The organism is Streptomyces sp. WP-1 (assembly GCF_030450125.1).
GTDB classification, from domain to species: domain Bacteria; phylum Actinomycetota; class Actinomycetes; order Streptomycetales; family Streptomycetaceae; genus Streptomyces; species Streptomyces incarnatus.
This window is the reverse complement of sequence record NZ_CP123923.1, coordinates 5,316,682-5,338,095: the sequence shown is the minus strand read 5'-3', so window position 1 is coordinate 5,338,095 and position 21,414 is coordinate 5,316,682. Positions and strand designations below refer to the sequence as shown.

General features: G+C 72.2%; 21 protein-coding genes and 1 pseudogene. 5 read left to right on the top strand and 17 right to left on the bottom strand.

The window, feature by feature from the left end:
- A complete protein-coding gene (locus QHG49_RS23510; RefSeq protein ID WP_145488220.1) occupies nt 1-354 on the bottom strand; it encodes a histidine triad nucleotide-binding protein in 354 nt (117 codons plus the stop codon).
- Between the two features lie 117 nt (nt 355-471).
- Between QHG49_RS23510 and QHG49_RS23505 the strand changes: the two genes are divergently transcribed.
- Nucleotides 472-795: a putative quinol monooxygenase gene (locus QHG49_RS23505; protein ID WP_301491131.1), complete on the top strand. Its 324-nt coding sequence runs from the start codon at nt 472-474 to the stop codon at nt 793-795.
- A 29-nt stretch (nt 796-824) separates the two neighbouring features.
- Here the strand turns inward: QHG49_RS23505 and QHG49_RS23500 are convergent.
- The 7 genes and pseudogenes from QHG49_RS23500 to hrcA all read right to left on the bottom strand — a co-directional run.
- Nucleotides 825-1,296: pseudogene (locus tag QHG49_RS23500) on the bottom strand (hypothetical protein); the annotation flags it as partial.
- 107 nt (nt 1,297-1,403) lie between these two features.
- Nucleotides 1,404-1,931, bottom strand: a complete 528-nt coding sequence (locus QHG49_RS23495) for a hypothetical protein (protein ID WP_236576277.1) — start codon at nt 1,929-1,931, stop codon at nt 1,404-1,406.
- Nucleotides 1,932-2,058: 127 nt separating this feature from the next.
- Nucleotides 2,059-2,451, bottom strand: coding sequence for a VOC family protein (locus QHG49_RS23490; protein WP_145488216.1), 393 nt, complete (start codon nt 2,449-2,451; stop codon nt 2,059-2,061).
- An 18-nt stretch (nt 2,452-2,469) separates the two neighbouring features.
- On the bottom strand, nt 2,470-3,216 hold the full coding sequence (locus QHG49_RS23485) for a 16S rRNA (uracil(1498)-N(3))-methyltransferase (RefSeq protein WP_159701267.1): 747 nt from the start codon (nt 3,214-3,216) through the stop codon (nt 2,470-2,472).
- Entirely contained in the window at nt 3,213-4,286 is a 1,074-nt protein-coding gene (locus QHG49_RS23480; RefSeq protein WP_145488213.1) for a nitronate monooxygenase, read from the bottom strand. The genes QHG49_RS23485 and QHG49_RS23480 overlap by 4 nt, the downstream gene beginning before the upstream one ends.
- 156 nt (nt 4,287-4,442) lie before the next feature.
- Nucleotides 4,443-5,579 (bottom strand): molecular chaperone DnaJ, encoded by a 1,137-nt coding sequence (dnaJ, locus tag QHG49_RS23475; protein ID WP_301491128.1) that lies wholly within the window; start codon nt 5,577-5,579, stop codon nt 4,443-4,445.
- Nucleotides 5,580-6,596, bottom strand: coding sequence for a heat-inducible transcriptional repressor HrcA (gene hrcA / locus QHG49_RS23470; RefSeq protein WP_145488210.1), 1,017 nt, complete (start codon nt 6,594-6,596; stop codon nt 5,580-5,582). It abuts the gene before it with no gap.
- 172 nt (nt 6,597-6,768) lie between these two features.
- Between hrcA and QHG49_RS23465 the strand changes: the two genes are divergently transcribed.
- A complete protein-coding gene (locus tag QHG49_RS23465; protein ID WP_159701273.1) occupies nt 6,769-7,491 on the top strand; it encodes an MBL fold metallo-hydrolase in 723 nt (240 codons plus the stop codon).
- A gap of 68 nt (nt 7,492-7,559) precedes the next feature.
- Nucleotides 7,560-8,429, top strand: coding sequence for a DUF3097 domain-containing protein (locus QHG49_RS23460; RefSeq protein WP_301491125.1), 870 nt, complete (start codon nt 7,560-7,562; stop codon nt 8,427-8,429).
- On the opposite strand, the gene QHG49_RS23455 is transcribed toward QHG49_RS23460, so the two are convergent.
- The 5 genes from QHG49_RS23455 to lepA form a co-directional block, all read right to left on the bottom strand.
- Nucleotides 8,407-8,583: a hypothetical protein gene (locus tag QHG49_RS23455; protein WP_301491124.1), complete on the bottom strand. Its 177-nt coding sequence runs from the start codon at nt 8,581-8,583 to the stop codon at nt 8,407-8,409. The two genes, QHG49_RS23460 and QHG49_RS23455, sit on opposite strands and share 23 nt — an antisense overlap.
- Nucleotides 8,584-8,622: 39 nt before the next feature.
- The gene (gene hemW / locus QHG49_RS23450) at nt 8,623-9,855 is read right to left on the bottom strand and encodes a radical SAM family heme chaperone HemW (protein WP_301491122.1); all 1,233 of its coding nucleotides are present in this window, start codon (nt 9,853-9,855) and stop codon (nt 8,623-8,625) included.
- 52 nt (nt 9,856-9,907) lie between these two features.
- Nucleotides 9,908-11,704 carry a SpoIIE family protein phosphatase gene (locus tag QHG49_RS23445; RefSeq protein WP_186337889.1) on the bottom strand — a complete coding sequence of 599 codons (1,797 nt, stop codon included), beginning with the start codon at nt 11,702-11,704 and terminating at the stop codon, nt 9,908-9,910.
- Nucleotides 11,705-11,865: 161 nt separating this feature from the next.
- Entirely contained in the window at nt 11,866-13,743 is a 1,878-nt protein-coding gene (locus tag QHG49_RS23440; RefSeq protein ID WP_167532332.1) for a long-chain fatty acid--CoA ligase, read from the bottom strand.
- Between the two features lie 291 nt (nt 13,744-14,034).
- Nucleotides 14,035-15,909 (bottom strand): translation elongation factor 4, encoded by a 1,875-nt coding sequence (gene lepA, locus QHG49_RS23435; RefSeq protein WP_145488199.1) that lies wholly within the window; start codon nt 15,907-15,909, stop codon nt 14,035-14,037.
- Nucleotides 15,910-16,136: 227 nt separating this feature from the next.
- Between lepA and rpsT the strand changes: the two genes are divergently transcribed.
- Nucleotides 16,137-16,403: a 30S ribosomal protein S20 gene (gene rpsT / locus QHG49_RS23430; RefSeq protein ID WP_037655051.1), complete on the top strand. Its 267-nt coding sequence runs from the start codon at nt 16,137-16,139 to the stop codon at nt 16,401-16,403.
- A 1,031-nt stretch (nt 16,404-17,434) separates the two neighbouring features.
- Here rpsT and QHG49_RS23425 read toward each other — a convergent pair.
- The 4 genes from QHG49_RS23425 to QHG49_RS23410 form a co-directional block, all read right to left on the bottom strand.
- Nucleotides 17,435-18,315, bottom strand: a protein-coding gene (locus QHG49_RS23425) for an IS5 family transposase (RefSeq protein ID WP_301491119.1) whose coding sequence is annotated in 2 segments (ribosomal slippage) — nt 17,435-17,955 and nt 17,955-18,315 — 882 coding nt in all. Because the reading frame shifts where the segments join, the coding sequence is not laid out codon by codon here.
- 53 nt (nt 18,316-18,368) lie between these two features.
- A complete protein-coding gene (holA, locus tag QHG49_RS23420) occupies nt 18,369-19,358 on the bottom strand; it encodes a DNA polymerase III subunit delta (RefSeq protein WP_186337885.1) in 990 nt (329 codons plus the stop codon).
- Between the two features lie 81 nt (nt 19,359-19,439).
- On the bottom strand, nt 19,440-19,685 hold the full coding sequence (locus QHG49_RS23415) for a hypothetical protein (RefSeq protein ID WP_145488194.1): 246 nt from the start codon (nt 19,683-19,685) through the stop codon (nt 19,440-19,442).
- A 41-nt stretch (nt 19,686-19,726) separates the two neighbouring features.
- On the bottom strand, nt 19,727-20,617 hold the full coding sequence (locus tag QHG49_RS23410; protein WP_301492898.1) for a YceI family protein: 891 nt from the start codon (nt 20,615-20,617) through the stop codon (nt 19,727-19,729).
- Nucleotides 20,618-20,871: 254 nt separating this feature from the next.
- On the opposite strand from QHG49_RS23410, the gene QHG49_RS23405 reads away from it, so the two are divergent.
- Complete coding sequence (locus QHG49_RS23405) at nt 20,872-21,414, top strand: DUF3761 domain-containing protein (RefSeq protein WP_301491115.1); 543 nt, start codon at nt 20,872-20,874, stop codon at nt 21,412-21,414.

Sequence of the window (21,414 nt, the reverse complement as noted above, 5' to 3'; positions counted from 1 at the left end):
CTATCCGGGCGGCCACTGGAGGCCGCGGCCGCCGAGCACGTGCCCGTGGGCGTGCCAGACGGTCTGGCCGGCGCCGGGCCCGGTGTTGAAGACGACGCGGTAGCTGTCCAGCTTCTCCTCGTCGGCCACGGCCTGGGTCTCGCGCAGCACGTCCGCGGCGATCTCGGGGGCGCCGGCGGCGAGCGCGGCGGCGTCCCGGTAGTGGACCTTGGGGATCACCAGGATGTGCGTGGGCGCCTGGGGGTTGATGTCCCGGAAGGCGACGGTGGTCTCCGTCTCGCGGACGACGGTGGCCGGGATGTGGCCCGCGACGATTTTGCAGAACAGGCAGTCGTCCTGCGGTTCTCCAGCCATTTCGCGTGCGCTCGCTTTCGCCGGGATCAGGTTCGAGAGGATCATCGTAGTCGGTGGGGCGCAGGTGAGTCGGGGTCGCTCGCGCATCGGAGGAGCCCGGCGGCCTATCATCGACCGATGATCTTCATCGTCGTCAAGTTCCCCGTGAAGCCCGAACACGCCGAAGAGTGGCCGCAGCACGTCGAAGCCTTCACCCGGGCCACCCGCGCCGAGGCCGGCAATCTGTGGTTCGAGTGGTCCCGCAGCCTGGAGGACCCCGACACCTACGTTCTCGTCGAGGCCTTCCAGGACGGCGCCGGCGAGGCGCACGTCAACTCCGACCACTTCCGCGCCGGTCTCGAGACGATGCGCCCCCTGCTGCGCCGCACCCCCGACATCGTCAGCACCACCATCGAGGGTGCGGACGGCTGGAGCGCGATGGGTGAGCTGTCCATCGGCTGACGTACGGGCCGAAGGAGACGGCTTCCAAGGCCGCCGAGGCGGATGTCCAGGGGGCGCGGGGCGCTGCCGTCGAGGTCGTCGAGGAGCCGGAGGCGGCCGGCGCTGGTGTAGACGACACGGGTGCCGTCGGTGGCGGCGTGCCGGGCGTAGAAGCCGTCGATCGGGGTGTGGCGGCGCAGGACGGAGGCGTCGGCGCGGGCCCAGGTGCGGCGCGGGCTGGGCTGGCCGGTGGTGCTCAGCGCGAGGACGCGGCCCTCGGGGGTCCAGCCGCGGACCTGGGTGCGCCGGCTGCCCCAGTGGGTGAGACGGGTGGCCGGGCCGCCGTCGAGGGGGCGGTGTGCACCTCGGGGGCGCCGTCGCGGGTGAAGGTCCAGGCGAGGGTGGTGCCGTCGGGCGGGATACGGGGGTGGTCCACCGGGGTGTTGTCGGCACTGGCCCGCCAGGCGCGGCCCCCGTCGAGCGGGCGAGCCACACGTCGTCCTCGGCGACGGAGGTCACCACGTCGCCGTGCAGGTGCGGGATTCGGAGGTAGCCGGAGGTTCCTGTCGAAGCGCCCTGAGCCACTCCGTCACCTTACGCAGCGGCGCCGTCCGCGGGTCCCTTTTCGATCACTTGCCCGCCACGGGCAGGCAGTTGGGGTCGCTCCGGCACCAGAGGGTGCGGGTGACGGTGACCGTGACGGCGGGTTGCGCGCCGACGGGCGGGTAGCCGGGCGGGCGGTACGTCGGTCCCGGCGCGGCGGAGCAGTCGCCGAGCCCGCTGACGTGGAACACCTGCTTCCCGCCGACCCTGGCCCGCAGGTCGCCCCGCACACAGGCGCCGTCCACGGCCCGGGTCACCTCTCCGTTGACGGTGATCCGCCCCCGGTCCCCGGTCTCGCCCTGGCAGTCCACGGAGACGACCGCGCTCCGCCCGGGCGCGACCGTCGCGGCCGCGCCCGGATCACCGACGCAGTTGAGCCAGCTGACGTCCACGTCCGCCTGCTCCAGCCGCGCGCTCGCCACCGTCTGGGTGGTGTAGGCGACCCCGGCCGCCCCGAGCACGTCCGGCTGGCATCCCACGACCCCGGCACAGACCGCACCGACGATCCCGGCAACGGCCACCGCTCGCGGACGGATCCACATGAATGCCCCCATGCACGGCAGCCTGCCAGCCCAGCCTCACCGGACGGAAGCCCGCACCCGCGCACTCACCCGTTCGGCGTGCCGGTTCCTTCGAAACGGCGCCCACCGGGGGGTTGGTCGGCCACGCCCTCGGCTGCCCTCAGCCCCGCAGCAGCAGCCACTCCTGGAGTTCCACCAGGTTGTCCTCGGGGTCCTTGAGGTGGGCGACGCGCATGCGGTCGGTCAGGGGGGTGGGGGGTTGGAGGAGGGTGGCGCCGCGGGAGGTGATGTCGGCGCAGTAGGCGTCGAGGTCGTCGACGCGCAGGACGACCAGGGAGCGGTGGCCGTCGGCGGGGCCGGCGAGTTCGGGCAGGAGTTCGGCCATCATGGCGCGGTCCTGGAGGGCGATACCGGCGGAGCCCGTGTGGGGGCTGAACTTCTCGTAGGGGCCCTCGGTCGCGCCGGACTGCGGCTTCAGGCCGAGGACATCGGCGTAGAAGCGGTAGCAGGCAGCGAAGTCGCTGACCAGGAGCCGTACTTGGGCGAGTTCCATGGTGTCCCCAGTCGGTGTTCAGGACCAGCGGCCGGTGCGTCCCAGGAGGAGGGCCGCGGCCGCGGTGCCGGCGGTGGAGGTGCGCAGGACGCTGGGCCCGAGGACGTACGCCTGCGCGCCCGCCTCCTCGAAAAGCGCCAACTCGTCGCGGGAGACGCCCCCTTCGGGTCCGACGACCAGCACGATCTCACCCTCGGCGGGGAGTTCGGCGGTGGCCAGCGCCTCGCTGGTGTGCTCGAAGTCGGAGTGCAGCACCCCGGCGAAGTCGGCCCCGGCCAGAAGTGCCGCGACCTGCTTGGTGCTCGCCGCCTCCGCGACCTCGGGGAACCGCACCCGCCGGGACTGCTTCCCGGCCTCGCGCGCGGTCGCCCGCCACTTGCCGAGCGCCTTCAGCCCCCGCTCGCCCCGCCACTGCGTGATGCAGCGCGCGGCCTGCCACGGCACGATCGCGTCGACCCCGACCTCGGTCATCGTCTCGACGGCCAACTCCCCCCGGTCGCCCTTGGGAAGAGCCTGCACGATGGTGATCCGGGGCCGCGGCGCGGGCTCCTCGGACACCTCCGGCATCCGTACGACGAGACGGTCCTTGCCCTCGCTGCCGAGCACCTCGCACACCGCGTGACGCCCCGCGCCGTCGGTGAGCACGACCTCCTCACCGGCCTCCAGACGCTTGACCGACACCGCGTGCCGGCCCTCGGGACCGTCCAGGACATAGCGGTCGCCGTCCGCGGTGAAGTCCGCCACGACGAACACGGGCGCGGTCATCGGGCACCTCCGTCGGCGAACGCCGCCCGCGCCGCGGCGAGTTCGGCCGCGAGCACCTCGACGAGCTGCCCGGCGGGCAGCTCCCGGGCCAGCCGGTGGCCCTGGCCCGCCCACAGCGCCATGCCCTGCGCGTCCCCGGCCTTCGCGGCGGCCTTGCGCAGCGGCGAGGTGAGGTGGTTGATCTCCGGGTAGGCGGCGGGCGCGTACGGCCCGTGCTCGCGCAGGAAGCGGTTGACCAGACCGCGCGCCGGCCGGCCGGTGAACGCGCGGGTCAACTCGGTGCGGACGAACAGGGGGTTGGTCAGCGCCTCCTTGTGCACGGCGGGCGCGCCGGACTCGGGGGTCGCGAGGAAGGCGGTGCCCAGCTGGGCCGCGCTCGCACCCGCCGCGAGGACCGCCGCGATCTGGGCGCCGCGCATGATCCCGCCGGCGGCGACGACGGGGATGTGCACCGCCTCACGGATCTGTGTGATCAGGGACAGCAGGCCGAGGCCGGTGCCGTCGTTCTCCCGGACGTCCCGGTGCGTGCCCTGGTGGCCGCCCGCCTCCACGCCCTGCGCGATCACCGCGTCCGCCCCGGCCCGCTCCACCGCGACGGCCTCCTCGGCGGTGGTGGCGGTGACCAGCGTGAACGTCCCGGCCCGCCGCAGCCGCTCCAGCGCCTCGCGGCTCGGCACCCCGAAGTGGAAGGAGACCACCGGTACCGGGTCGTCCAGGAGCACCGCGAGCTTGGCGTCGTAGCCGTCGTCGCGGCCGCTGTCCGGGTCGCCCAGCTCCGTCTCGTACCAGGCGGCCTCGCCCGCGAGCTGGTGGGCGTAGACCTCGACCGCGCCGCTCTCGGCGTATTCCGGCTGGGGCATGAACACGTTCACGCCGAAGGGCCGGTCGGTGAGGCTCCGCAGCCGCTTGATCTCCTGGTACACACCGTCGGCCGTCTTGTACCCGGCGGCCAGGAACCCGAGGCCGCCGGCCTCGGACACGGCGGCGGCGAGCTCCGGCCCGGAGACACCGCCCGCCATGGGGGCCTGCACGATCGGGTGCGGGAGGAGATCGGTCAGCGCGGAGGACATGACCGCATGGTGTCACGTCCTGTGAACAAGTCCGAATCGGGCGCCATGATCGGCATATTCCATTACGGGCCCGGTCAGAGGCGGTGACGGCGTCCGCGGACAGAGCGTGGCGGCCTCCGGTCAAAGGCCGCCACGGCACGTGTCACGGTCGGGCGGTCAGCGCCCGTTGAACGCGTCCTTCAGGCGCGTGAACAGCCCCTGCTGGCCCGGCTGGAACTGCCCCTGCGGGCGCTCCTCGCCGCGCAGCTCGGACAGTTCGCGCAGCAGCCGCTCCTGCTCGGCGTCGAGCTTCGTCGGGGTCTGCACCTCGACGTGCACGATGAGGTCGCCCCGGCCGCCGCCCCGCAGATGGGTGACGCCGCGGCCGTGCAGCGGGATCGACTGTCCGGACTGGGTCCCGGGCCGGATGTCGATCTCCTCCAGGCCGTCCAGCGTCTCCAGCGGCACCTTGGTGCCGAGCGCCGCCGCGGTCATCGGGATGGTGACCGTGCAGTGCAGATCGTCGCCGCGGCGCTGGAAGCGCGCGTGCGGCAGCTCGTGGATCTCGACGTACAGGTCGCCGGCCGGACCGCCGCCGGGGCCGACCTCGCCCTCGCCGGCGAGCTGGATCCGGGTGCCGTTGTCGACACCGGCCGGGATCTTCACGGTCAGCGTGCGGCGCGAGCGGACCCGGCCGTCACCGGCGCACTCCGGGCAGGGCGTGGGGACCACGGTCCCGAAGCCCTGGCACTGGGGGCACGGCCGCGAGGTCATGACCTGGCCCAGGAAGGACCGGGTGACCTGCGAGACCTCACCGCGGCCGCGGCACATGTCACAGGTCTGCGCCGAGGTGCCCGGGGCCGCGCCCTCGCCGTTGCAGGTGTTGCAGACGATCGCGGTGTCGACCTGGATCTCCTTGGTCGTCCCGAAGGCCGCCTCGTCCAGTTCCACCTCGATCCGGATCATCGCGTCCTGGCCGCGCCGGGTGCGCGAGCGCGGCCCGCGCTGCGACGCCGTGCCGAAGAACGCGTCCATGATGTCGGAGAAGTTGCCGAAGCCACCGGCCCCGAAGCCGCCCGCGCCGGCGCCGCCGGACTGCGAGAGGGGATCCCCGCCGAGGTCGTAGACCTGCTTCTTCTGCGGATCCGACAGCACCTCGTAAGCGGCGTTGATCTCCTTGAACCGCTCCTGGGTCTTCGGATCCGGGTTGACGTCCGGGTGCAGCTCGCGCGCGAGCCGACGGAACGCCTTCTTGATCTCATCCTGCGACGCGTCGCGGCGCACGCCGAGAACGGCGTAGTAGTCCGTGGCCACTTACGACTCCGCCAGGATCTGTCCGACGTACCGTGCCACTGCGCGTACCGCTCCCATCGTTCCCGGGTAGTCCATGCGGGTCGGTCCGACCACGCCGAGCTTGGCAACCGCCTCGCCGCCCGAACCGTAGCCCACCGACACCACGGAGGTGGAGTTGAGTCCTTCATGGGCGATCTCGTGCCCGATGCGCACGGTCATGCCCGGATCCTTCGCCTCGCCGAGAAGCTTGAGGAGCACGACCTGCTCCTCAAGGGCCTCCAGGACGGGCCGGATCGTGAGGGGAAAATCATGTCCGAAGCGGGTGAGATTGGCGGTGCCGCCGATCATCAGCCGCTCCTCGTTCTCCTCGACCAGTGTCTCCAGAAGGGTGGAGAGCACCGTGGAGACCGTACCGCGATCCTCGTGTTCGAAGGCATCGGGCAGGTCCTCGACCAGCTTCGGCACATCCGCGAACCGGCGGCCCGCGACCCGGCTGTTGAGCCGCGCGCGCAGATCCGCGAGGGACGCCTCGCCGAAGGGGGCCGGGCAGTCGACCATCCGCTGCTCGACCCGGCCGGTGTCCGTAATCAGCACGAGCATCACGCGCGCCGGGGCGAGCGCGAGCAGTTCCACGTGCCGCACGGTGGACCGGGTCAGGGACGGGTACTGCACGACGGCGACCTGCCGGGTCAGCTGCGCGAGCAGCCGCACCGTGCGTGTCACGACGTCGTCCAGGTCGACGGCGCCGTCCAGGAAGTTCTGGATCGCGCGGCGCTCGGGCGCGGTCATCGGCTTGACGCCCGCGAGCTTGTCGACGAAGAGCCGGTAGCCCTTGTCGGTGGGGATGCGCCCCGCGCTGGTGTGCGGCTGCGCGATGTACCCCTCGTCCTCCAGGGCCGACATGTCATTGCGCACGGTCGCCGGGGACACCCCGAGGTTGTGCCGCTCGGTCAGGGCCTTGGACCCGACCGGCTCCTCGGTGCCGACATAGTCCTGGACGATGGCGCGCAGTACCTGAAGCCTGCGTTCACTCAGCATGGGCGCGCACCTCCAGCACGTGGTCCCCTCACTCCCGTGGTCGTCCCTCTTGTGTCCGTCTTGGCACTCTTCGCATGCGAGTGCCAGCGTTCCCCGGCCAGTGTACGGCCGTGGGGTACGCACCGGGCAAGGTCGGTGCCCTCGCGACCCCGGCTGCGGTTAGCGTCGCGGTGTGACGGTGACTTGGGAAGAGCACGGATGGGAGCGGCTCGCCGCCGGGGTGGGGCGGTGCCGGCTGCCGGGCTGGGACTGCACGGCGGGGCTGGTCCTGGGCGCGGGCACGGCGCTGATGGTGGACGCCGGGTCGAGCCTCGCGGAGGGGGCTCGGCTGCGGTCCTCGGCCGAGGCGCTCGCCGGTGGACGTGTGACCCATCTCGCGCTGACCCATGTCCATTTCGACCATGTCTTCGGGGCTCCGGCCTTCGCGGGGGCCGCGGTGTACGCGGCGGTGGGGGCGGACGGGGTGTTCCTGCGCGGGCGGGACGAGCTGCGGCGCGACGCCGTCCACCACGGGCTCCCGGCGGAGGAGGCCGAGGAGGCGGCGCTGGCCCTGGTGCCGCCCCGGCATCCGGTCTCCGGGGAGCGGACCCTGGACCTGGGCGGCGGGCGCCGGGCGCTGCTGGCCGACGTGGGCCCCGGGCACACCGCCCATGACCTGGTGGTCCTGGTGCCGGGCGACCCGGACGTGGTGTTCTGCGGAGATCTGGTGGAAGAGTCCGGGGAGCCCCAGGCGGGCCCGGACGCCGTACCGTCGCGCTGGCCGGACGCGCTGGACCGGCTGCTGGCGCTGGGCGGCGGGGACGCGCTGTACGTGCCCGGACACGGCGCGGTGGTCGACGCGGCCTTCGTACGACGCCAACGGGACGCGCTGGCCAGGCGTTTCGGCGTGAACTGAGCCGCACCGGCGCGTGGTTTCCGGCGTGTCGTGGGCGCTGGCCCGCCGCTTCTCCTATCGTCATCCGAATGCGCCCACCCGTCTCCCACCACCGCCCTTCCAGCGAGGGCCCTTCGGGCCCGCGCTCCCGCCAGTACTCCGCCGACCTGACGCCTCCCTGGAAGAAGCCGCAGCCGGTGCCCGAGGTGCCCGCCGACCCGGGTCTGGTCGTGGAGGAGCCCGGCACCGGGTTCTGCGGGGCGGTGATCCGCTGCGAGGCGGGCACGGTGACGCTGGAGGACCGCTTCGGCAAGCACCGGGTGTTCCCGCTGGAGCCGCGCGGCTTCCTGCTGGAGGGCAGGGCGGTGACCCTCGTACGGCCCGCCGCGGGCCCCGCGCGCCCCGCCCGCACCGCCTCCGGTTCCGTCGCCGTCCCCGGCGCCCGCGCCCGCGTCGCCCGGGCCGGCCGGATCTACGTCGAGGGCCGGCACGACGCCGAGCTGGTCGAGAAGGTCTGGGGCGACGACCTGCGCATCGAGGGGGTGGTCGTGGAGTACCTGGAGGGCGTGGACCACCTCCCCTCGATCGTCACCGACTTCGCCCCCGGCCCCGACGCCCGCCTCGGCGTCCTCGTGGACCACCTCGTGCCGGGCTCGAAGGAGTTCCACATCGCCCGCTCGGTGACCAGCGAACACGCGCTGGTGGTGGGCCATCCGTACATCGACATCTGGGAAGCGGTGAAGCCCGCGTCACTGGGCATCCCGGAGTGGCCCCGGGTGCCGCGCGGCCAGGACTGGAAAACAGGCGTGTGCCGCGCCCTGGGCTGGCCCTCCGACAACACCGGCGCGGTGTGGCAGGCGATCCTGAAGCGCGTGCACTCCTACAAGGACCTGGAACCGGAACTGCTGGGCCGGGTGGAGGAACTGATCGACTTCGTCACGGGTAGCGGTGGGGTCTGACTGCCACGACCGGATCGATGATCAGGTACGTGGGCACCCTTGCGGCGGCACCCGAGCCCGGTGCGATGACGATGGTCCGCCGCAGCAGCTCGGCCCTGGCGCCCTCGGGCGGGCGCAGCCCCTGGAAGTACTCGACGATGATCCGATCCCGCACAGCCGCACCCTACGAACCGAGCTTCACCCGGTCGAGTGATCAGTCCACCAGGTCCCGTACCACCGCGTCCGCCAGCAGGCGGCCGCGCAGGGTGAGGGCGGCGCGGCCCTCGGCGTAGGGGCCGGGCTGGAGGAGGCCGTCGGTCAGGGCGCGGCGGGAGGCGGCGAGGCCCTGGTCCTTCAGGAGGGCGAGGGGGGCGCCCTCGCGCAGCCGGAGCTCCAGCAGGATGCGCTCGACGCGGCGGTCCTCGGCTGACAGCAGCTCGCGGCCCGCGCCCGGGGAGCGGCCGGCGGCCAGGGCGGAGGCGTACGCGCCGGGGTGCTTCACGTTCCACCAGCGCACGCCGCCCACATGGGAGTGCGCGCCGGGGCCCGCGCCCCACCAGTCCGCGCCGCGCCAGTACAGCTCGTTGTGCAGGCAGCGGCCCGCCTCGGAGGTGGCCCAGTTGGAGACCTCGTACCAGTCGAAGCCCGCGGCGGAGAGGGTCTCCTCGGCGATCAGGTAGCGGTCGGCGTGCACGTCGTCGTCGGTCATCGGGACCTCGCCCCGGCGGATCCGGCGGGCGAGCTGGGTGCCCTCCTCCACGATGAGGGCGTACGCGCTGACATGGTCGGGGCCGGCGCCGAGCGCCGCGTCGAGGGAGGCCCGCCAGTCGTCGTCGCTCTCGCCGGGGGTGCCGTAGATCAGATCGAGGTTCACATGCGCGAAGCCCGCCGCACGGGCCTCCGCCACGCACGCCTCCGGGCGGCCGGGGGTGTGGGTGCGGTCGAGGATCTTCAGCACGTGCTGCCGCGCGCTCTGCATCCCGAAGGAGATCCGGTTGAAACCGCCCTCGCGCAGGGTCGCGAGGTAGGCCGGGCCGACCGACTCCGGGTTCGCCTCCGTGGTGACCTCGGCGTCCGGGGCGAGCCCGAACTCGTCGCGGATCGCCGCCAGCATCCGTACGAGGTCGTCGGCGGCCAGCAGCGTGGGCGTACCGCCGCCGACGAACACCGTGCGCACCGGCCGCGGGTCGTCGCCGAGCACCTTGCGGGCCAGCCGGACCTCGTCGACGAGCGTCCGGGCGTAGTTGTCACGGGAGGCCAGCACCCCGCCGGTGCCGCGCAGCTCGGTCGCGGTGTACGTGTTGAAGTCGCAGTACCCGCAGCGGGTCGCGCAGTACGGCACATGCAGATAGAAACCGAGCGGACGCTCCCCCGCCCCGTCGAACGCGTGCGCGGGCAACGCGCCGTCGTCGGGTACGGGCTCACCGTCGGGGAGTGCGGAAGGCATACGCCCATTGTCCAGCACCGGCGAAGATCCCCGGGCGACGGCCAGGGCCCCCTCAGTCCGCCTGGAGCACCAGCAGGGCCAGGTCGTCCTCCGGGGGTGACTCGCTGAAGGTGTGGACCAGGTGGCGGATCCTTTCGGCGATCTCGTCGGCGGTCAGCCCGGCGCAGGAGGCGAGGGCGGTGGCGAGGCCGTCGGCGTCGTCGAACTGGTGGGGACCGCGACGGCGTTCGGTCACGCCGTCGGTGACGCACAGCAGGCTGTCGCCGGGCCCGAGGTCCAGGGTCTCGCTGGTGTAGGTCTCGTCCTCGACCACGCCGAGCAGCGTCTGCGGGCGGGCCGCGGTGCGCACCGTACCGTCGGGGCCGAGGACCAGCGGCAGGGGGTGCCCGGCGGAGGCGAGGGTGCAGCGGACGCCGCCGTCGTACGGGACCAGCTCGCCGTACAGGAGCGAGAGGAAGCGCGTCTGCGGGCCCTCCCCGCGGCCGTCCGCGGCGACCAGGGCGCGCGCCGCGGCGTCGGCGGCCTCCGTGGCGTCGTCGAGGAGGAGCTGGTTGAGGCGGTCGAGGACGTCGGCGACCCGGTACCCCTCGCGGGCGAGCAGCCGCAGCCAGGGCCGGGCGAGGCCGATCACGACCGCCGCCTCCGGGCCCTTGCCCTGCACGTCGCCGATCGCGAAGCACCAGCGGCCGTGGCCCGCCGGGAACAGGTCGTAGAAGTCGCCGCTGGGACCGCTCTTGTCGCACGGCTCGTAGACGAGCGCGCTGCTCATCCCGGGGATCTCGGCGACCGCGCCGGGCAGCAGACCGCGCTGGAGGATGGCGCTGATGGTGGCCTGCCGGGCGTACTGCCGGGCCGCGCCGATGGCGAGGGCCACCCGGCGGCCCAGGTCCTCCACCAGGCCGGTGATCTCGTCGGGGAAGCGGGCGAGCCCGCACCGCCCGATGACCAGCGTGCCCAGCGGCCGGCCGCCCGCCACCAGCCGGTACGCCAGCGCCGTACCGTCCGCGCCCCGCGCGCCCAGCGCGTCACCGGGCCAGGGGTAGGGCGAGGGGCCGAAGCCGACCCCGTCCCCCGGCTGCGGCGGCTCCTTCTCCAGGGCGCGGCGCAGTTCCTCGATGCGGTTCTCGCTGGCGTGCCAGACCCGCGCGGGCCCCTCGTACGACCCACCGCGCGCCGACGCCTCGTCCTCCAGCCACACCGCACACCAGTCGGCGAGCCGGGGCACGATCAGCTGGCCGGTGAGGGCGGTGACCAGGTTCTCGTCCAGCTGGCCCGCGAGCAGGTCGGACGCCTCGGCGAGGAAGGACAGCGCGCCCCGGCCGAGCCAGTCCCGGTCGCTGTCCGTGCGCTGCGACTGCGGGGCCAGCACCTCGGCGACCTCCAGGGCGTCCCGCGCCCCGCCGCCGGCCGGTGGTTCGCCGCCGCCCGGGGGCAGCCTGGCCCACACCGTCTTCGCGCCGGTGCGGTAGGTGACCCCCCAGGACTCGGCGAGCGCCCCGACCAGGCGCAGCCCGCGGCCGTACTCCAGGGTGTCGTACGACGGCTCGCCCGCGGTCGCGTCCCGCGGTGGCCGGGCCGGGTGCCGGTCCCCGACCTCGACCAGGAACGTGCCGCCGTCCTCCAGGCACCAGTCGAGGGATATCTCGGTGCCCGCGTGCACCACGGCGTTGGTGACCAGCTCGCTGACGACCGCCACGGCGTCGTCGACGAGCCGGGGCGCCACGGGTGCCTCGGCCAGCGCGGCCCGCACCAGGGCCCGCGCGGAGCCCGGCGCGAGCGGACTGCCGGGCAGCGCGGCGTGCCCGCGCGCCCGGCCCACCGTCTCCCGCTGCGTGGGTATGGCCGCCATGTCCATGCGGCCAGGGTGACAGACGGGGGTCGCACATAAGCGTGAAGTCACCGAAGTGGCCACGCATGGCCGAGAAGCGTGCTAGGACGGCATCACAAGGGGAACCTTTTCGAGCGCCGGTGGCCAAAAAGGTGTCCTCGGTGCGGGACCGGGCGGGAGCCCTACTTCTCCCGCGTCCCGGCGTACATCTCGTCGATCAGGCCCTTGTACGCCCGCTCCACCACCGGCCGCTTCAGCTTCAGGCTCGGCGTGATCTCGCCGTGCTCCACATCGAGGTCCCGCGGCAGCAGCCGGAACTTCTTGATGGTCTGCCAGCGCTGGAGCCCGGCGTTGAGCTGCTGGACGTACCCGTCGACCATCTCCACGGTCTGCGGCGCCGCGACGATCTCGGCGTACGGCCTGCCCTCCAGGCCGTTGTCCTTCGCCCAGTCCGCGAGCGCGAACTCGTCCAGGGAGATGAGCGCGGTGCAGTAGTTCCGGTCGGCGCCGTGCACCAGGATGTTGGAGACGTACGGGCAGACCGCCTTGAACTGGCCCTCGACCTCGGCCGGTGCGACGTACTTGCCGCCGGAGGTCTTGATCAGGTCCTTCTTGCGGTCGGTGATCCGCAGGTAGCCGTCGGGCGAGAGTTCGCCGATGTCGCCGGTGTGGAACCAGCCGTCGGACTCCAGCACCTCGGCGGTCTTGTCGGGCAGCTTGTGGTAGCCCTGCATGATGCCGGGGCCGCGCAGCAGGATCTCGCCGTCGTCGGCGATGCGCACCTCCGTGCCGGGCAGCGGCTTGCCGACCGTGCCGGTGCGGTACGCCTCCCCGGGGTTCACGAAGGACGCCGCCGAGGACTCGGTCAGGCCGTAGCCCTCCAGGACGTGGACGCCGGCGCCGGCGAAGAAGTAGCCGATCTCGGGCGCGAGCGCGGCGGAGCCGGAGACGCAGGCGCGCAGCCGCCCGCCGAACGCCTCGCGGATCTTGGCGTAGACGAGGGTGTCGGCGACCTTGTGCCTGGCGGCGAGGCCGAAGGGCACGCTGCGGTTGCCGGTGTGCCGGAAGTTGTCCTGCTCGGCCTTGGCGTACTCGCGGGCGACCTCGGCCGCCCACTGGAAGATCTTGTACTTGGCCGCGCCGCCCTCCCGGGCCTTGGCCGCGACACCGTTGTAGACCTTCTCGAAGATGCGCGGCACGGCGGCCATGTACGTCGGCCGCACCACCGGCAGATTTTCGATGATCTTGTCGACACGGCCGTCCACGGCGGTGATGTGTCCGGTCTCGATCTGGCCGGAGGTGAGCACCTTGCCGAAGACGTGCGCGAGCGGCAGCCACAGGTACTGCACGTCGTCCGGACCGAGCAGCCCGGTCGCGGCGATGGCCTTGGCCATGTACGACCAGTTGTCGTGCGGCAGCCGTACGCCCTTGGGGCGGCCGGTGGTGCCGGAGGTGTAGATGAGGGTGGCGAGCTGGTCCTTGGTGATCGCGCCGACCCGCTCCTTGATCAGCTGCGGGTGCTGCTCCAGGTAGGCGGTGCCGCGCTTCTCCAGCTCGGCGAGGGTGATCACCCAGTCGTCGCCCTCGGGCACGCCGGCCGGGTCGATGACGACGACCCTGGTCAGCTCGGGCAGCTCGGCGCGCTTCTCGACCGCCTTGGCGACCTGGGCCGCGTTCTCGGCGATCAGTACCCGGCTCTCGGAGTCGGCGAGGATGAACGCGGACTCGTCGGCGTTGGTCTGCGGGTAGATCGTGGTGGTGGCGCCGCCGGCGCACAGGATGCCGAGGTCGGCGAGGATCCACTCGACGCGGGTGGAGGCGGCGAGCGCCACGCGCTGCTCGGGCTCGATGCCCAGCTCGCTGAGTCCGGCCGCGATCGCGTACACCCGGTCGGCCGACTGGGCCCAGCTCAGCGACTTCCAGTCGTCCGGGCCCTGCCCGGCGGCGGGAGGCACCGGATAGCGGTAGGCCTCGGCGTCCGGTGTCGCCGCGACGCGCTCAAGGAAGAGGGCCGCGACGGACGGCGGACGGTTCTCGATCTGGGTCTGTGTGTCGCTCACGACATCCTCCGGGGCCCGCGACAGCGCGGTTGGTACTCGTGCGGCTGGGTTAACTCACGGTGGGGTTCGGGCTGTTGTTTAACTCGCGAGTAACTAACGAGCAGGCATCAGGGTAAGGCGCGACCGCCCGCTGCGTAAGGGGCTTCACCCTGTCTCTTTCCCCGCACCGGCGACGCGCAGTGACGGCGCCCACGCGCAGAGGCCCGCCGCGCTTTCGCACGACGGGCCCCCTGGTGTCCGTTTCGCGGACGCGACCGTTTGTTACCTTCGGTTACTTCCCGACGCCTCCGGTCACTTCTTGCTCTTGCCCGATCCCGCGCTGTCATCGCTGGACAGGACGGCGATGAAGGCTTCCTGCGGAACCTCCACCGAGCCCACCATCTTCATCCGCTTCTTGCCTTCCTTCTGCTTCTCCAGCAGCTTGCGCTTACGGGAGATGTCGCCGCCGTAGCACTTGGCGAGGACGTCCTTGCGGATGGCGCGGATGGTCTCGCGGGCGATCACCCGGGAGCCGACGGCGGCCTGGACCGGCACCTCGAAGCTCTGCCGCGGGATCAGCTCCCTGAGCTTGGCGACGAGCCGCACGCCGTACGCGTACGCCTGGTCCTTGTGGGTGATCGCCGAGAAGGCGTCCACCTTGTCGCCGTGCAGCAGGATGTCGACCTTGACCAGGCTGCTGGACTGCTCGCCGGTGGGCTCGTAGTCGAGCGAGGCGTAGCCGCGGGTCTTGGACTTCAGCTGGTCGAAGAAGTCGAAGACGATCTCCGCGAGCGGCAGCGTGTAGCGGATCTCGACGCGGTCCTCGGAGAGGTAGTCCATGCCGAGCAGGGTGCCGCGCCGGGTCTGGCACAGCTCCATGATCGCGCCGATGAACTCGGTGGGCGCGAGGATCGTGGCCCGCACGACCGGCTCGTAGACCTCGTCGATCTTCCCCTCGGGGAACTCGCTCGGGTTGGTGACCGTGTGCTCGGTGCCGTCCTCCATGACCACGCGGTAGACCACGTTGGGGGCGGTGGCGATCAGGTCGAGGCCGAACTCGCGCTCCAGGCGCTCGCGGATCACGTCCAGGTGCAGCAGGCCGAGGAAGCCGACGCGGAAGCCGAAGCCGAGGGCGGCGGAGGTCTCCGGCTCGTAGACCAGGGCGGCGTCGTTGAGCTGGAGCTTGTCCAGGGCCTCGCGCAGCTCGGGGTAGTCGGAGCCGTCCAGCGGGTACAGGCCCGAGAACACCATCGGCTTCGGGTCCTTGTAGCCGCCGAGGGCCTCGGTCGCGCCCTTGCTCTGGCTGGTGACGGTGTCACCGACCTTGGACTGGCGGACGTCCTTCACACCGGTGATCAGATAGCCCACCTCGCCCACGCCCAGGCCGTCGGCCGGGAGCATCTCGGGCGAGCTGACGCCGATCTCCAGCAGCTCGTGGGTCGCGCCGGTCGACATCATCCTGATGCGCTCACGCTTGTTGAGCTGGCCGTCGATGACACGGACGTACGTCACGACACCGCGGTAGGAGTCGTAGACCGAGTCGAAGATCATCGCGCGGGCGGGGGCGTCGGCGACACCGACCGGGGCCGGGATCTCCTCGACGACCCTGTCGAGCAGCGCCTCGACGCCGAGACCCGTCTTGGCGGAGACCTTGAGCACGTCCTGCGGCTCGCAGCCGATCAGGTTCGCCAGCTCCTCGGCGAACTTCTCCGGCTGGGCGGCCGGCAGGTCGATCTTGTTGAGCACGGGGATGATCTTGAGGTCGTTCTCCATCGCCAGGTAGAGGTTGGCGAGGGTCTGCGCCTCGATGCCCTGGGCGGCGTCGACGAGGAGGACGGTCCCCTCGCAGGCGGCCAGCGACCGCGAGACCTCATAGGTGAAGTCGACGTGACCCGGGGTGTCGATCATGTTGAGGATGTGCGTCGTGCCCTGGTCGGGGCCCTCGGTCGGGGCCCAGGGCAGACGCACCGCCTGGGACTTGATCGTGATGCCGCGCTCGCGCTCGATGTCCATCCGGTCGAGGTACTGAGCACGCATCTGCCGCTGCTCGACCACGCCGGTCAGCTGGAGCATCCGGTCGGCGAGCGTGGACTTGCCGTGGTCGATGTGCGCGATGATGCAGAAATTGCGGATCAGCGCCGGGGCGGTACGGCTCGGCTCGGGCACGTGGTTAGGGGTCGCGGGCACGCAGGGTCCTGTCTCTTGAGGCGCCTTATGCCTCGGGTCGGATCGATACGTAGTCTCCATGGTCCCACGCGGAGGGACCGACGGGCGTTTTGGGCCGCTCGCAGGGCCACTGGTACTGTAGATGGCTGTGCCTCATGCCCTCTCGGCCCGAGGCACGATCAGAGAAATTTTGGATCACCGGTACGGGTCCCGAGCGGCCCCGTGCCTGAACCTGAAAAGGCTCCTTCGTGGCGAACATCAAGTCCCAGATCAAGCGGATCAAGACCAACGAGAAGGCTCGGCTGCGCAACAAGGCCGTCAAGTCCTCCCTGAAGACCGCGATCCGCAAGGCCCGCGAGGCCGCTGCCGCGGGTGACACCGCCAAGGCGACCGAGCTGCAGCGCGCCGCCGCGCGTGCGCTCGACAAGGCCGTCTCCAAGGGCGTCATCCACAAGAACCAGGCCGCCAACAAGAAGTCGGCGCTTGCTTCCAAGGTCGCGTCCATCAAGGGCTGAACTTCCCCTTTGATCTGACCGCCGGAAAGACCAAGAGCGGGCCCTCTCTCATCCGCTCCCGACCGGCAGCCCCGAAGCCTCACGCGGCCTGCGTTCGCCACGCGGGTGAGGCTTCAGCATCGTGAACCGAGAACCCCATCTCCTGCCCTTCCCCAGGGCGGGGGTGGGGTTTTCGGCGTATCCAGGGACGGTTTCCTGTCGGAGACGGCGCGGGGGCAGCCCTCACGGGGTCGCATCGGAGGCCGTGCGGGGAGAGGGGGCGAGGGCGGGGGTGCGCTCCTCGCAGCGCGGACGGGTTCGGGGCGTGCGGGGGGGGCTTTCGGCGGGGGGCGGGTGGTTCGCAGCCGACGGCTTTGAGGAGGGCCGCCCGGCAGCCGACGGTTTCGGACGACGCCGAGGGGCTTCCGGCGCCGGGGCCGGGTGGCGGGCGGCTCCCAACCGACGGCTTCGAGGAGGGCCGCCCGGCAGCCGACGGTTCAGGCGGTTTCGGGCGTTCCGCGAAGTCATCGACCCGGGCCTGCTTCTCCGGTGCGGGCGGAGCGGCGTGCTTCATGGCCGCCTCGGCCACTGCCGGCCTGTTGGCGCAGGGCGGGTGAGCCGACGGGCGGTGGGCAGCCGAGGTCTTCGGGGCTTCCTCGCAGCCGACGGTTCCGGGTGGCGCAGGGCGGCGGCCGGGTCGACGGGAGTGCGTGGGCGATGGTCCGGTGAGGCGCCTCGCAGCCGGTAGTTCGGCGCAGGGGCGGGGCCTCTGTGACGGCCGAGAAGGGCGTGCCGGTGGGCGGGTGCAGCCGAGGTCTTTGGGGGGCTCGCAGCCGACGGTTTCGGGTGATGGGTGCGCGAGGCGGGGTTCACGGGCGGAGCCCCTGGCGGGGGCTGGGGCGGAACCCCGGAGGGGGAGCCCCGGGGGGGAGCCCCGGGGGGGGAGCCCTGGGGGGGAGCCCTGGGGGGGGAGCCCCGGGGGAGGGAGGCCGCCCGCGCCCGGCCGAGGGGAAGCCGCGCCAGCGGTCTGCGGCTAGGAGCTGTCCGGCGGATCATGGGCGGAGCCATAAGCGGATCGCTGCTGCGGTGACCGTGCCGTGGAAGACGTAGGCCCGTTTCTCGTAACGGGTGGCGACAGCGCGGAAGTGCTTGAGCCGGTTGATGGTCCGCTCGACCTCGTTGCGACGCCGGTAGCGCTCGCGGTCGAACCCGACGGGTCTGCCGCCCGTGCTGCCTCTGCGCCGACGGTTGGCCCGCTGGTCCCTCGGCTCAGGAATCGTGTGTTTGATCCTGCGTCTTCGCAGGTAGCGGCGGTTGCGCTGGGAACTGTAAGCCTTGTCGCCGCTGACGTGACCGGGCCGGGTCCGGGGCCGTCCGCCCAGCGGCCGGGTGACTCGGATCCGGTCCAGGACCTCGATCATCTGCGGGGCATCGCCCCATTGACCCGGCGTGAGCAGCAGGGCCATGGGACGGCATCCACCCTCGCCGGCGAGGTGGATCTTGCAGGTCAGACCGCCCCGGGACCGTCCGAGTCCCTCATCGGGGCGGTGGTGCCGGGGCGTCGTCCTTTTTTCGGAACCCGCGGCCTGGCCTTGCGGGCGCCGGCCGCGTGCTGGTGAGCCCGGCAGGACGTCGAGTCCACTCCGACCATCGACCAGTCGATCCGCCCCGCAAGGTCGGCGTCGGCCTGGACCGCTTGCAGGATCCGGTCCCAGGTGCCGTCCGCCGACCAGCGGCGATGCCGTTCATAGACCGTCTTCCAGGACCCATAGCGTTCCGGCAGGTCACGCCACGGGACACCGGTCCGAACCCGGAACAGGATCCCGTTGATCACTGTGCGATGGTCGCTCCACCGGCCTCCCCGACCGCCCGCGGACGGCAGATGCGGCTCGAGCAGCGACCACTCGCGATTCGTCAGATCCCCCCGACCCATGCTCGATCCAACGAGCAGCCAGCCAGAAAGTCACATGATCCGCCGGACAGTGCCTAGCCGCGTCCCCGGGAGCGGGCCGCGCGGGCGATGATCACGACCGCCTTCTCCAGCGCGTACTCCGGATCGTCGCCCCCGCCCTTCACCCCCGCGTCCGCCTCCGCGATCGCCCGCATCGCCACCGACACCCCGTCCGGCGTCCACCCCCGCATCTGCTGCCGCACCCGGTCGATCTTCCACGGCGGCATCCCCAGCTCCCGCGCGAGGTCCCCCGGCCGCCCACCCCTCGCGGACGACAGCTTCCCGATCGCCCGCACCCCCTGCGCCAACGCGCTCGTGATCATCACCGGCGCCACCCCCGTCGACAGCGACCACCGCAGCGCCTCCAGCGCCTCCGCCGTACGCCCCTCCACCGCCCGGTCCGCGACCGTGAAGCTGGAGGCCTCGGCCCGCCCGGTGTAGTACCGCCCGACGACGGCCTCGTCGATCGTCCCCTCGACATCCGCGGTCAGCTGCGCCACCGCCGACGCCAGCTCCCGCAGATCACTGCCGATCGCGTCGCACAGCGCCTGGCACGCCTCCGGCGTCGCGGAGCGTCCCGTCGTACGGAACTCCCCCCGCACGAACGCCAGCCGGTCCGCCGGCTTGGTCATCTTCGGGCAGGCCACCTCCCGCGCCCCCGCCTTGCGCGCGGCGTCCAGCAGGCCCTTGCCCTTGGCGCCGCCCGCGTGCAGCAGCACCAGCGTGATCTCCTCGGCGGGCGAGCCGAGATACCCCTTCACATCCTTGACGGTGTCGGCCGACAGATCCTGCGCGTCGCGTACGACGACGACCTTGCGCTCGGCGAACAGCGAGGGGCTGGTCAGCTCGGCGAGCGTGCCGGGCTGCAACTGGTCCGGGGTCAGGTCCCGTACATCCGTGTCGGCGTCGGCGGCGCGCGCGGCGGCCACCACCTCCCGCACGGCGCGGTCCAGCAGCAGGTCCTCCTGGCCCACGGCAAGCGTCACCGGGGCGAGAACATCGTCATTCGCAGTCTTCCTGGCCATCGCACCAAGCATCCCACGCCCCACCGACAACGCCCCGGGCCCGACGCCCGCGCTCCCGTCGGCTCACGGCGCCCCAGGGGTCTACGGCTCCTCGCGCCACCCCTCCCACTCCCCCGCGAACTCGTCCAGCTCCCGGGGGTCCAGCCGCTCCGCCTCGTCGGCCAGTACGACCAGCCACTGCGCGTCCTCGGCATCGTCCTCGCCGGCCAGCGCGTCCCGGAGCAGCCGGGGTTCCTCGTCGAGGGCGAACCGCTCCCCGAGCGCCTCCGCCGCCTCCTCCGCCGCGTCCCGGTCGGGCAGCACCAGCACATGTCTCACATCGCTCACGCCGCCATTGTCCGGCACGCCCGCGGCGCCGAACCGCCAGGTCAGCCCGTGGGCCCCTGGGGCACGAGCTGCACATCCAGGTCGACGCGGATGCTCGGCCCCACCGCCGCGATCCCCCGGGCCAGCATCGACTGCCAGCTGATCGTGAAGTCGTCCCGGTGCAGCTCGGTGGTGGCCCGGCAGGCGGCCCGGGTCTCGCCCTCGATGCCGTTGCCGAGCCCGAGGTAGTCGGTGTCGAGCGTCACCGTGCGGGTCACCCCGTGCAGCGACAGCGCGCCGGTGACCGTCCACCGGCTGCCGCCCCGGTGCGTGAACCGGTCGCTGTAGAACTCCAGCGTCGGGAACCGCCGTACGTCCAGGAAGTCCCCCGACCGCAGATGGTCGTCCCGCATCCGCACCCCGGTGTCGATGGACGCCGCGTCGATCACCACATGCATCGCCGACCGCTCGATCCGCTCGGCGATCCGCACCGCCCCCGCGAAGGAGTTGAACCGCCCGTGGATGCGGGCCAGCCCGATGTGCCGCGCGGTGAAGCCGATCGAGGAGTGCCCGGGGTCGAGCTGCCAGTCACCGGCCGCCGGCGGCTCCGGCGGCTGGGCGACCTGGAGGGTGACGTCGCCCAGCGAGGCGAGAGTGCCCTCCGTGACTAGCACGGTGGCCCGGTAGGGCGTGTACCCCTCGGCCGTCACCGCGAGCCGGTACTCCCCCGCCGGGACGGTCGCCAGGAACGACCCGTACGGGTCCGTCCCCCCGGTCACCACCTTGCGCCCCATGGTGTCGCTGACCGTCAACTCGGCGCCGGTGACAGGTTCGTTGACCGGATCGACCACCCGGCAGCCGATCACCCCCGCCCCGGCCGGCGTCCGAACCGACCCCAAAGGGCTCCCCGGTCGCATCCCGTTCGTCCGGTTACCCAGCCAGCGGCCGAACATCCACTGCACCCCTGTACACCTCGACATCTTCTGTTGCCGAAGATCCATTCGATCACCGTTGCGACTTTCGGGGCAACACGGGCCCACATCACGGGAATCCGGCGCATGCGCCACAACTGAGCGCATTTGACCGGCCAATGCCCGTTTCGCATCACCTTCACCACGTCACGAACAAGCGACTCCCACACGAAAACTTCACATGAACATCACATCCGGAGTTACGGTCTTACCTCCAACACACCTTGGGGGGACCCATGAGCAACCCGTACCAGCCGTACGCCACGCCACCGCAGCCGCCGCGACCGCCGCAGCCGCCCCTGCGAACGGCTCCCAAGTGGGCGCGCAAGCGCTACGTGTTGCCCACCATCGGACTCGCCTTCTTCCTCGGCATCGCGGCCGGCGCCGGCGGCCAGGACAACGGCGCCGACGCCAAGCCGACGGCCGCCAAGGTGCAGCCGGCCGCCACGGTCACGGCGACCGCCACCGCCACCGCCACGGAGACGGCGGCCCCCGAGCCCGCGCCGACGGTCACGGAGACCAAGACGGTCAAGGTGCAGGTGACCGTCACCGCCCACGCCCCGGCCGCCGGTTCGGGCGGCAGCGGGGGCTCGTCGGGAGGCTCCTCCGGCGGCTCGTCGGGGAGTTCGTCGAGCGGCGGCGGCTCCAGCTCCTCAGGAGGCTCGACCGGCGCCGGCAACGGTGCCACCGCCCTGTGCAACGACGGCACCTACTCCTACGCCGCCCACCACCAGGGCGCCTGCTCGCACCACGGCGGCGTGGCCGTCTTCTACCGGTAG

Coding starts and splice junctions, on each gene's coding strand:
- QHG49_RS23510 (WP_145488220.1), bottom strand. CDS start 354: ATGGCTGGAGAACCGCAGGACGACTGCCTGTTCTGCAAAATCGTCGCG.
- QHG49_RS23505 (WP_301491131.1), top strand. CDS start 472: ATGATCTTCATCGTCGTCAAGTTCCCCGTGAAGCCCGAACACGCCGAA.
- QHG49_RS23495 (WP_236576277.1), bottom strand. CDS start 1,931: ATGGGGGCATTCATGTGGATCCGTCCGCGAGCGGTGGCCGTTGCCGGG.
- QHG49_RS23490 (WP_145488216.1), bottom strand. CDS start 2,451: ATGGAACTCGCCCAAGTACGGCTCCTGGTCAGCGACTTCGCTGCCTGC.
- QHG49_RS23485 (WP_159701267.1), bottom strand. CDS start 3,216: ATGACCGCGCCCGTGTTCGTCGTGGCGGACTTCACCGCGGACGGCGAC.
- QHG49_RS23480 (WP_145488213.1), bottom strand. CDS start 4,286: ATGTCCTCCGCGCTGACCGATCTCCTCCCGCACCCGATCGTGCAGGCC.
- hrcA (WP_145488210.1), bottom strand. CDS start 6,596: ATGCTGAGTGAACGCAGGCTTCAGGTACTGCGCGCCATCGTCCAGGAC.
- QHG49_RS23460 (WP_301491125.1), top strand. CDS start 7,560: ATGCGCCCACCCGTCTCCCACCACCGCCCTTCCAGCGAGGGCCCTTCG.
- hemW (WP_301491122.1), bottom strand. CDS start 9,855: ATGCCTTCCGCACTCCCCGACGGTGAGCCCGTACCCGACGACGGCGCG.
- QHG49_RS23445 (WP_186337889.1), bottom strand. CDS start 11,704: ATGGCGGCCATACCCACGCAGCGGGAGACGGTGGGCCGGGCGCGCGGG.
- holA (WP_186337885.1), bottom strand. CDS start 19,358: ATGGCCAGGAAGACTGCGAATGACGATGTTCTCGCCCCGGTGACGCTT.
- QHG49_RS23410 (WP_301492898.1), bottom strand. CDS start 20,617: ATGTTCGGCCGCTGGCTGGGTAACCGGACGAACGGGATGCGACCGGGG.
- QHG49_RS23405 (WP_301491115.1), top strand. CDS start 20,872: ATGAGCAACCCGTACCAGCCGTACGCCACGCCACCGCAGCCGCCGCGA.